Source organism: Pseudomonas sp. Snoq117.2 (assembly GCF_900110545.1).
In the GTDB taxonomy this organism is placed as follows: Bacteria; Pseudomonadota; Gammaproteobacteria; order Pseudomonadales; family Pseudomonadaceae; genus Chryseomonas; species Chryseomonas benzopyrenica.
Genome location: NZ_FOED01000015.1, coordinates 73851 through 84173, shown reverse-complemented (window position 1 = coordinate 84173; position 10323 = coordinate 73851). Strand labels below are relative to the sequence as shown.

The window sequence follows — 10323 nt, the reverse complement described above, 5'->3', positions numbered from 1 at the left end:
GCGATCAGGGTGACAACCATCTTGATGTTGTCGCCCGGCATCACCATCTCGACGCCTTCCGGCAGCTCGCAGTTACCGGTCACGTCGGTGGTGCGGAAGTAGAACTGCGGACGGTAGCCCTTAAAGAACGGGGTGTGACGACCACCTTCTTCCTTGGACAGCACGTACACTTCGCACTCGAACTTGGTGTGCGGCTTGATGGTGTTCGGCTTGGCCAGCACCTGGCCACGCTCCACGTCTTCACGCTTGGTGCCACGCAGCAGCACGCCGACGTTCTCGCCAGCACGGCCTTCGTCCAGCAGCTTGCGGAACATTTCAACGCCGGTGCAGGTGGTCTTGACGGTGGCCTTGATGCCCACGATCTCGACTTCTTCCTGGACCTTGACGATGCCACGCTCGACACGACCGGTTACCACGGTGCCGCGACCGGAGATCGAGAACACGTCTTCGATCGGCATCAGGAACGGCTTGTCGATGGCACGCTCGGGCTCGGGGATGTACGAGTCCAGGGTCTCGACCAGCTTGCGCACGGCGGAGGTACCCATTTCGTTGTCGTCGTTACCGTTCAGAGCCATCAGCGCGGAGCCGATGACGATCGGGGTGTCGTCGCCCGGGAAGTCGTAGGTGTTCAGCAGATCGCGAACTTCCATTTCGACCAGTTCCAGCAGCTCGGCGTCGTCAACCATGTCGGCCTTGTTCAGGAACACGACGATGTAGGGAACGCCTACCTGACGGGACAGCAGGATGTGCTCGCGGGTCTGCGGCATGGGGCCGTCAGCAGCCGAGCAAACCAGGATCGCGCCGTCCATCTGGGCAGCACCGGTGATCATGTTCTTCACGTAGTCGGCGTGGCCGGGGCAGTCGACGTGCGCGTAGTGACGGATCGCCGAGTCGTACTCAACGTGGGAGGTGTTGATGGTGATACCGCGAGCCTTTTCTTCCGGCGCGTTGTCGATCTGGTCGAAACCACGAGCGGAACCGCCCCAGGTATCGGCACAGACTTTGGTCAGCGCTGCGGTCAGCGTGGTCTTGCCATGGTCAACGTGACCGATGGTACCCACGTTCAGGTGCGGCTTGTTACGTTCAAACTTTTCTTTAGCCATCGACACTCTCTCCCTTCACGAATTGAGCAAAGCAATGCCGCCATTAAAACAAAGGCAGATATTTTCATATCTGCCTTTTTAAGATGGAGCTCATGAGCGGATTTGAACCGCTGACCTCACCCTTACCAAGGGTGTGCTCTACCAACTGAGCTACATGAGCGAAACATTTGCCAGTCAAACTGGAGCGGGTAGCGGGAATCGAACCCGCATCATCAGCTTGGAAGGCTGAGGTTCTACCACTGAACTATACCCGCAGAGCCTAAGCGCTCTAGCAATCTGGTGGAGGGGGAAGGATTCGAACCTTCGAAGTCTGCGACGTCAGATTTACAGTCTGATCCCTTTGGCCACTCGGGAACCCCTCCAAAGTGAGGCGGCATTTTCTTCATCTGCCCTCCTCTTGTCAAGGATCTTTTTAAAATTCCCTTAACAATCAATGCTTTCGCGTCGCTCGCTAGCGTTATCAGCGAAAGCGGGCGCAGTTTATGCAATCACAACGAACCATGCAACCCCAAAACGCAAAAAAAGCTTAAAAAACAAAGGCCGCCCTATCGGCGGCCTTTGTTCACAGGCAATCGCCCTGCTTACAGCTGGGGACCGGCCGCCAGGATGCCTTCGGAGACGCCGGAGAACTTCTTGAAGTTCTCGACGAACTTGCCAGCCAGCTCGCGCGCCGCCGCGTCATAGGCAGCACCATCCTGCCAGGTGTCGCGCGGATTGAGCAGGACGCTGTCCACGCCGGGAACGGCGACCGGGACGTCGAGGTTGATGACCGGCACGTGGCGGGTCTCGGTACCGATGAGGGAACCGCTCTGGATGGCCGCGATGACCGCACGGGTAGTCGGGATGTTGAAGCGCTTGCCGACGCCGTAACCGCCACCGGTCCAGCCGGTGTTGACCAGGTACACCTTGGAGCCGAAGCCCTGGATGCGCTTGATCAGGAGATCGGCGTATTCAGCCGCCGGGCGTGGGAAGAAGGGCGCGCCGAAGCAGGTGGAGAAGGTCGACTTGATGCCGGGACCGGAACCCATCTCGGTCGAGCCGACCAGGGCGGTGTAGCCGGACAGGAAGTGGTAGGCCGCCTGCTCATTATTAAGGATGGATACCGGGGGCAGGACACCGGTGAGGTCGCAGGTCAGGAAGATGACCGCGTTGGGCTCGCCACCCAGGTTGTGCTCGGCGCGCTTGTCGATCAGCTCGCGCGGATAGGCTGCCCGGCTGTTCTGGGTCAGGCTGTCGTCGGCATAGTTGGGCTGACGGGTCTGGGGATCCAGAACCACGTTCTCCAGCACGGCGCCGAACTGGATGGCCTTCCAGATCACCGGCTCGTTCTTCTCGGACAGGTCGATGCACTTGGCGTAGCAACCCCCTTCCATGTTGAAGACGGTGCCCACGCCCCAGCCGTGCTCGTCGTCACCGATGAGGTAGCGGCTCTGGTCGGCGGACAGGGTGGTCTTGCCGGTGCCGGAGAGACCGAAGAACAGGGTGACATCACCCTCCTCGCCCACGTTGGCGGCGCAGTGCATCGGCAGCACGTCCTTTTCCGGCAGCAGGAAGTTCTGCACCGAGAACATGGCCTTCTTCATCTCGCCGGCGTAGCGCATGCCGGCGATCAGCACCTTGCGAGCGGCGAAGTTGATGATGACGGTACCGTCGGAATTGGTACCGTCACGTGCGGGCTCGCAAACGAACTCAGGCGCGTTGATGATCTCCCAGGCCGGCTTGGACTGAGGATTGTATTCGGCCGGATTGATGAACAGGCAGCGGCCGAACAGGTTGTGCCAGGCGGTCTGGGTGCGCATGACGAAGGGCAGGTAGTGCTCGACATCGGCACCTACATGCACGTGGGAGACGAATTGATCACGCTCGTCCAGGTAGGCGCTGACGCGCTCCCACAGCGGTGCGAACTTCTCCTCCGGGAAGGCACGGTTGATCGCCCCCCAGTGGATGGCATCGCGCGTGGAGGCTTCCTCGACGATGAAGCGATCTACCGGCGAACGCCCCGTGCGATGCCCCGTCTTGACGACCAGCGAGCCATTGGCGGCCAGCTCTCCTTCGCCACGTCGCAGGGACTCTTCCACTAACTGCGCGACGCTGATATCGGTATACACGTTGGCTTTCGTCATTTCGTTCCCCATGGCCCTGGGCCGTTCCTCATGCTTGTAGCTCTTACACGGCAGAACTACACGTTGCGGGATTATGCCAGAAAGCCTTCGGGCTTTTGCAACGGCTAGTGCCGGGTATTTCCTGGGGTTTGCGTGCCGCCGCCCGCAAAAATCTGCGTGATATCGGCGGCGTCGAACACCTGCTGCTCATTGCAAAACTGACAATCGACCCGAATTTCTCCCTGCTGTTCGTAGAGCAGACTCTCGACGTCCGCCTGCCCCATGCTGATCAGGGCATTGGCCGCCCGATCACGCGAGCAGCTGCAGCTGAAGGCCACCGGTTGCTCGTCGAACAGGCGCACCGCTTCCTCGTGGAACAGGCGATGCAGGATCACCTCGTTGTCGAGACCCAGCAGCTCTTCGGCCGTGAGGGTATCGGCCAGGGTGACGACATGCTCCCAACTGTCCTGACGGGCCTGGGCATCCTTGATGCGCGACGGCGGCAGCTGCTGGAGCAGCAGGCCGCGGGCGCGGCGACCGTCGGCGTTCAGCCAGAAACGGGTGGGCAGTTGTTCGGAGGTGGCGAAGTAGCCGGACAGGCATTCGGCCAGGTTGGCGCCCTCCAGCGGGACGATGCCCTGGTAACGCTGGCCATGCCGGGGATCGATGGTCAGGGCCAGGACGCCATCGGGCATGAGCTCGCCCAGGGAGGCGGACGCGGTGATCTCGGCTTCTTCGTAGCGGGCGATGCCGCGCACCTCACGTTCGCTGGAACATTCGACCATGAGCAGCGGGATGGGGCCGCTGGAGCGTGCCTGGAGCACCAGCAGCCCTTCGAACTTGAGGGTTCCGCACAGCAGGGCAGCCGCCGCCAGCATCTCGCCCAGCAGCTGGGCGACCGGCTCGGGGTAGGAATGCTTGGCTAGGACCTCGACGTAACTGCGGTCCAGCGTGGCCAGTTCGCCGCGGACGTCGGTTTCGTCGAACAGGAAGCGTTGGGTGAAATCGTGGGAAGTCATGAACTACCTATATAAGGAGGAAGGCCGCGAAACGTGACGCTCACGGCGCACGCCAGGACCGGCGAGCGGACCTGGCCAGGAAAGGGATCCGCCGAGTCGCGACGGGATCAGTCGTCGAACGGGTGGACGTACTCGCGGAACTGATGGATCTGTCGACGCTGCTTCTTGGTGGGCCGGCCATCGGTCTGTAACCCGAGGTTGCCCGCCTTACGCGCGGCTGCGGCCTGCTCGCGCGCCTTGAGGCTTTCCGGCGTCTCGGTATAGAGCTGCTGGGCTTCGGGCGCACCGCGGCGATTCTGCGACAGGGCGACGATCACCACGGTCTTTTCGTCATAGCCCTGACGAATGGTGAGAACATCGCCAACACGGGGCTCCTTGCTGGGCTTGCAGCGCTCGCCACGGCACTGGACCTTGCCGCCTTCGAGGGCTGCCTTGGCCAACGCACGGGTCTTGAAAAAACGTGCCGCCCACAGCCATTTGTCGAGGCGCATCCGTTCTTCAGTGTGATCTACTGCATACATCGAATAAAAGGTCCCCTATTGGGTCTTAGACTCTTCTCAAGAACTCTAAACCATCGGACCGACGCTGCAAGCGTGCCTCTGGAGAGCCATGACCACATTCTTTCCTTCCGACCTGACCGGCCAGACCCGCTGCGCGGGTTGCCAGCAGTCGGAACCCCTGGGCTTCGACTTCGACTTCGCCTATCAGCCCATCGTGGACCTGGGCAAAGGCGCGGTCTTCGCTCGGGAAGCGCTGGTACGCGGACCGGGCGGCGAAGGCGCGCTGTCGGTGCTCAATCAGGTGACCGACAGTAACCGCTATCGTTTCGACCAGCTCTGCCGCACCAAGGCGATCGCCACCGCGGCGATCTTGGGCCTGCAGGAGAGTTTGTCGATCAACTTCCTGCCCAACGCCGTCTATCGTCCGGAGCTGTGCATCCGCAGCACCCTGGCCGCCGCGCGTGAGCACGGCTTTCCCCTGGAGCGGCTGATCTTCGAGACGGTGGAAACCGAGCACGTGGCCAGCAACCACCTGACGCACATCCTGCGCGAGTATCAGCAATTCGGCTTCAAGACCGCCATCGACGACTTCGGTGCCGGTCATTCCGGCCTGACGCTGCTGGCCGAATTCCAACCCGACCTGGTCAAGCTCGACATGGCGCTCATCCGCGACATCGACCGGGACCAGGTGCGGCGGACCATCGTGCGCAACCTGATCGTCATGTGCCGCGAATTGGGCACCCAGGTAATCGCCGAGGGCGTAGAGACCGTGGCCGAACGCGATTGCCTGCGCGACCTCGGGATCGAGCTGATGCAGGGTTATCTGTTCGCCAAACCAGCCTTCAAGCAGCTCGTCGATCCGCAACATTTAGGCGGAGGCCACTGATTTCAAGGAGCAGCGATGAGCAATTCCGCCGAACCGGTCATTATCGGCCTGAGTGAGTGGGTGGCCTTGCCCGAACTGGGCGTGGTGGGCCTGAGAGCCAAGATCGATACCGGCGCCAGCACCTCGGCCCTGCATGCGACGGAAGTCCAGCCCTTCATGCGCGGCAAGGAACGCTGGGTGAGATTCACCGTGCACCTGGGCACCCTGGTCCAATCCCGGCATCGCCATTGCGAAGCGCCGCTGGTGGCGAAAAAGACCATCCGCAGTTCCAACGGTATCGCCCAGACCCGCTATGTCATCCGTACCCTGCTGGCCCTGGGCGAATGCCAGTGGCCGGTGGAATTCACCCTAGCCTGTCGCAAGAGCATGCGCTATCGCATGCTGCTCGGCTCCAAGGCCTTGATCGATGGTGGCCTGCTGGTGAATCCGGCCGTCTCCTATGCGCAAGACAAACCCCAGTTGTCCCTTACTCCGGCCTCCGGTGCCCCATGAAAATCGCCGTTCTCTCGCGTAACCCCAATCTGTACTCCACCCGGCGCCTGGTCGAAGCCGGCGTCAGCCGCGGCCATGAGGTGGTCGTGGTCGACACCTTGCGCGCGTACATGAACATCGCCAGCCACAAGCCACAGATCCATTACCGCGGCAAACCGTTGGAAGGCTTCGACGCAGTCATCCCGCGCATCGGTGCCTCGGTGACCTTCTATGGCTGCGCGGTGCTGCGCCAGTTCGAGATGCAAGGGGTCTTTCCGCTCAACGAGAGCGTGGCCATCAGCCGTTCGCGCGACAAGTTGCGCTCCCTGCAGCTGCTCTCGCGCAAGGGCATCGGCCTGCCGGTGACGGGCTTCGCCCATTCTCCGGACGACGTGCCGGACCTGATCCGGATGGTCAATGGCGCGCCGCTGGTGATCAAGGTGCTGGAAGGCACCCAGGGCATCGGGGTGGTGCTGTGCGAGACCGAGAAGGCAGCCGAATCGGTGATCGAGGCCTTCATGGGGCTCAAGCAGAACATCATGGTGCAGGAATACATCCGCGAGGCGGGCGGCGCGGACATCCGCTGCTTCGTGGTCGGCGACAAGGTGATCGCCGCGATGAAACGCCAGGCCGCGCCCGGGGAATTCCGCTCCAATCTGCATCGCGGCGGTACCGCCAGCCTGATCAAGATCACCCCAGAGGAACGCATGACCGCCCTGCGTGCGGCCCGGGCCATGGGCCTGAGCGTGGCCGGGGTGGATATCCTCAGATCCAATCACGGCCCGCTGGTGATGGAGGTCAATTCCTCGCCCGGCCTGGAAGGCATCGAGCAGACCACCGGCAAGGACGTGGCCGGGATCATCATCGAGTACCTGGAGAAGAACGCCGAGCCGGGGCTGACGCGGACCAAGGGCAAGGGTTGAGGCATTTGCTCCAGGGGTGGTGTGGGCATTCGCGTTATCGCGGCCATGGGCCGCTCCTACAGCCTCCGGCGTAACCGTAGGAGCGGCCCATGGCCGCGCTAGGACAGTTGCTCCTACAGGCTCAGGTGTAGCTCCGCCATGGTCGAGAGATCAGCTGGCGCTACGGGGGAGCAGCAGGCCCAGGGGCAACAGCACCCGGGCTTCCACACCGCCGCCTTCGCGATTGCGCAGCTCGGCGCTGCCGCCGTGCTGCGCGGCGATGCGCTTGACGATGGCCAGGCCCAGCCCGGAACCGCTGACGGTGCGGGCGCGATTGCCTCGGGTGAAGGGATTGAAGATGTCCTGCAGGTCCTTGGGATCGATGCCGGGACCACGATCCATGACGCTCAGGGCGACATAGGGCGCCGTGGCCGATCCCGCGACCTGCCCGACCACCTCGATACCGCCACCGCCGCCATGGCGCAGGGCGTTTTCCACCAGGTTGGTCAGCAGCCGCTTGAAGGAGATGCGTCGCACCGGCAGCGGCGGCAGGACGTCCAGCATCAGCCGCACCCGCTCCGTGTGCTGGTTGTAGGGCGCCACCACCTGGCGAGCCAGCTCGTTGAGGTTGGTGAGTTCCTGAGGTTCGTCGCGACCGTCACGGACGAAGGCGAGGAACTGGTCGAGGATGGCGTTCATGTCCTCGATGTCGCGGATCATGTCCTCCGCCTCTTCGCGCTCGGCCGGCGGCATCAGCTCCACCGCCAGCCGCAGGCGAGTCAGGGGCGTGCGCAGGTCATGGGAGACGCCGGCCAGCATCAGCTCGCGCTCGCGACCGGCCTGCTCGACGTCTTCGGCCATCTGGTTGAAGGCGTGGTAGACGTCCTGGATCTCGCTGGGGGCATCGGTTTCCGGCAGCCGTACGCTACGCCCCTTGCCCAGCTCGCGCGCGGCATTCACCAGGCGACGCAAGGGCTGGTTGAGCTGCCGCACGAAGACCCAGGCGGCGCCGACGGACAGCAGGCCGATGGCCAGGAACCAGCCGAGTACGCTCCAGATGTGCTGACCGCGCAGGGGGTGGGCCATCAGCGGGATCTTGATCCAGTCCGGCCCAAGGGTGGGCGCCAGCACCCAGAGCGCTGGCCCGTGCTGGACCCGCACCCGCACCTCGGTCTCCTCGCCCAGCTCCTGTTTCATCTGGCGCTCGAAGATCTCGCTGTAGGGCCAGTGGTACTCCCCGGCCGGTACGGTCTCGGGCGACTCGTAGCGCAGGCCGGCGGCCTGGGCGATGCGCGGCCGCTCGGCTTCCGGGGTGGCCCAGTAGGCCCTGAGCGTCAGAGCCGCGCCATGACTGTACTGGCGATCGACCAGGACGTCCTCGTTGAGCAGCAGATAGACCAGGGTCAGCGCCTTGGAAAACAGCACCGCGAGCAGGACCATCCATAGCGAGCGGGCGAAGAAACTCTGGGGAAACCAGCTAGGCGCCTTCATCGACCAGGATTTCCGCGCAAAACGGCGCGAAAGCCATCACAACCTCTGGGGTTGCAGGGTTCAGATAGGCAACCCGACATGGAAACATTCGGATACATTTGCTCGTCCATTTTTTCCCTTCGACCTGGAGTTCTCTCGTGTCCGACATCTGCCAGACCGGCCTGGACATCGGCTTCGCCTCGCTCAGCTATGCGCAGATCGCCTTTCTCGGTGTGGTGCAGGGTATCACCGAGCTGCTTCCCATTTCGTCCACGGCGCACATGCGGGTGGTCCCGGCGCTGCTCGGCTGGCGCGATCCCGGTTCGGCCTTTTCCGCCGCCATGCAGATGGCGGCCCTAGCCGCGGTGATCAGCTACTTCTGGCGCGATGTCAGCGGTGTGACCCGGGGCAGCCTCGCTGCGGTGCGCCAGCGCGACTTCGACAGCCCGGACTTCCTGCTGGCAGTGATGATCGTGCTGGCGACCATTCCCATCTGCATCGCCGGACTCTTGCTGGCGCCCCTGCTCAACGCCTGCGACTCGCCCCTGCGCGGCCTGAGCGTTATCGGCTATGCCTGTCTGGCCATGGCCGCCCTGCTGGCCCTGGCGGAGCGGCTCTGCCGGCATAACAGAGACATCTCGCAGATGCGCCTGCGCGATGCCCTGATCGTGGGGATCGCCCAGGTCGGCGCGCTGATTCCGGGCGTGTCCCGCTCGGGCTCGACCCTGACCGCCGCCATGTTCCTCAATCTGCGTCGCGAGGAAGCCGCGCGCTTCTCCTTCCTGCTGGGCCTGCCGGCCATCGCCCTGGCGGGACTCAAGGAGCTGGTGGTGCTCTGGCACGCGCACATCCCGGCCGAGGCCTGGTCGCTGCTGCTGGTGGGACTGTTGGTGGCGAGCCTGTCGGCGTTCGCGGCGATCTGGGGCCTGATGCGCTTTCTGGAACGCTTCTCGACCTGGCCCTTCATCATCTATCGCGCGCTGCTGGGGATATTTCTGCTGGTGGGCGTGCATCAAGGCTTGTTCGCCTGAGCCACCCCCTAGCCGGGGCGCGATGCCCCGGCTACCTGCCTTACTTGCCGGCGCCGTCCGGTACGAAGACGTAACCCACGCCCCATACGGTCTGGATATAGCGCGGCTTGGACGGATCGGGCTCGATCATCCGGCGCAGACGCGAAATCTGGACGTCGATGGAGCGCTCCAAGGCATCCCATTCGCGACCGCGGGCCAGATTCATCAGCTTGTCGCGGGTCAGCGGCTCGCGGGCGTGATCGACCAGCGCCTTGAGCACGGCGAATTCGCCGGTGGTGAGCATGTGGGTCTCTTCGCCACGCTTGAGTTCGCGGGTGGCCAGGTGCAGGGCGTAGTCGCCAAAGGTCACCACCTCGTCGGTCCCGGCGGGGGCGCCAGGTACCACCGGGGCCTGGCGACGCAGCACGGCCTTGATGCGGGCCACCAGCTCCAGCGGGTTGAAGGGCTTGGCCAGATAGTCGTCGGCACCCTGGTCGAGGCCCTGGATGCGGCTGCCTTCGTCGCCCTTGGCGGTCAGCATGATGATGGGGATGCGATTGCCGCTCTCACGCAGCCGACCGCAGGCGGACAGGCCGTCTTCGCCAGGCATCATCAGATCGAGAACGACCAGATTGAAGACTTCCCGCGCCAACAGGCGGTCCATCTGTTCGGCGCTCTCGACGGTGCGTACGCGATAACCCTGTTCGGCTAGAAAACGCTCCAAGAGGCGGCGCAGCCGGGCGTCGTCATCGACGACCAGGATCTTTTCACCTTCTGGGGCAGCAGGGGTGCTCATAATATCTCCTTGTGATCTAGCACTGGATTATGCCGTAGGCCATCCGACCGCGGCGTTGGGCCAT

At 63.4% G+C, this 10323-nt stretch carries 10 protein-coding genes and 3 tRNA genes; 4 read left to right on the top strand and 9 right to left on the bottom strand.

Features of this window, described 5'->3' with window-relative positions; translation table 11 throughout:
- The 7 genes from tuf to BMZ43_RS22795 all read right to left on the bottom strand — a co-directional run.
- Positions 1-1103: elongation factor Tu (gene tuf / locus BMZ43_RS22825; RefSeq protein WP_093256959.1), on the bottom strand; the 1103-nt coding region annotated here is incomplete at its 3' end.
- Positions 1104-1187: 84 nt separating this feature from the next.
- Positions 1188-1263: transfer RNA gene (locus tag BMZ43_RS22820), tRNA-Thr, on the bottom strand.
- Positions 1264-1283: 20 nt separating this feature from the next.
- A tRNA-Gly gene (locus tag BMZ43_RS22815) sits at positions 1284-1357 on the bottom strand.
- A gap of 23 nt (positions 1358-1380) precedes the next feature.
- Positions 1381-1465 (bottom strand) — tRNA-Tyr (locus BMZ43_RS22810).
- Between the two features lie 219 nt (positions 1466-1684).
- Entirely contained in the window at positions 1685-3226 is a 1542-nt protein-coding gene (locus BMZ43_RS22805; protein ID WP_093256954.1) for a phosphoenolpyruvate carboxykinase, read from the bottom strand.
- Positions 3227-3330: 104 nt separating this feature from the next.
- Positions 3331-4224 (bottom strand): Hsp33 family molecular chaperone HslO, encoded by an 894-nt coding sequence (hslO, locus tag BMZ43_RS22800; protein WP_064308149.1) that lies wholly within the window; start codon positions 4222-4224, stop codon positions 3331-3333.
- Between the two features lie 107 nt (positions 4225-4331).
- Positions 4332-4715: an RNA-binding S4 domain-containing protein gene (locus BMZ43_RS22795; protein WP_007161254.1), complete on the bottom strand. Its 384-nt coding sequence runs from the start codon at positions 4713-4715 to the stop codon at positions 4332-4334.
- Between the two features lie 118 nt (positions 4716-4833).
- On the opposite strand from BMZ43_RS22795, the gene BMZ43_RS22790 reads away from it, so the two are divergent.
- From BMZ43_RS22790 to rimK, 3 genes are read left to right on the top strand one after another with little or no spacing between them, the layout of a single operon-like run.
- Positions 4834-5610, top strand: a complete 777-nt coding sequence (locus BMZ43_RS22790; protein ID WP_064308150.1) for a S6 modification regulatory phosphodiesterase RimA — start codon at positions 4834-4836, stop codon at positions 5608-5610.
- A 15-nt stretch (positions 5611-5625) separates the two neighbouring features.
- Entirely contained in the window at positions 5626-6102 is a 477-nt protein-coding gene (locus BMZ43_RS22785) for a retropepsin-like aspartic endopeptidase RimB (protein ID WP_017639502.1), read from the top strand.
- On the top strand, positions 6099-7004 hold the full coding sequence (rimK, locus tag BMZ43_RS22780) for a 30S ribosomal protein S6--L-glutamate ligase (RefSeq protein ID WP_017639501.1): 906 nt from the start codon (positions 6099-6101) through the stop codon (positions 7002-7004). Before BMZ43_RS22785 ends, rimK begins: the two co-directional genes overlap by 4 nt.
- A 150-nt stretch (positions 7005-7154) precedes the next feature.
- Here the strand turns inward: rimK and BMZ43_RS22775 are convergent, their stop codons facing one another.
- On the bottom strand, positions 7155-8474 hold the full coding sequence (locus tag BMZ43_RS22775) for an ATP-binding protein (RefSeq protein ID WP_017639500.1): 1320 nt from the start codon (positions 8472-8474) through the stop codon (positions 7155-7157).
- 137 nt (positions 8475-8611) lie between these two features.
- On the opposite strand from BMZ43_RS22775, the gene BMZ43_RS22770 reads away from it, so the two are divergent.
- Positions 8612-9484 (top strand): undecaprenyl-diphosphate phosphatase, encoded by an 873-nt coding sequence (locus tag BMZ43_RS22770; RefSeq protein WP_064308151.1) that lies wholly within the window; start codon positions 8612-8614, stop codon positions 9482-9484.
- Positions 9485-9524: 40 nt separating this feature from the next.
- Here BMZ43_RS22770 and ompR read toward each other — a convergent pair whose 3' ends face one another.
- Positions 9525-10259 (bottom strand): osmolarity response regulator transcription factor OmpR, encoded by a 735-nt coding sequence (gene ompR, locus BMZ43_RS22765; RefSeq protein WP_007161260.1) that lies wholly within the window; start codon positions 10257-10259, stop codon positions 9525-9527.
- Positions 10260-10323: the final 64 nt, after the last annotated feature.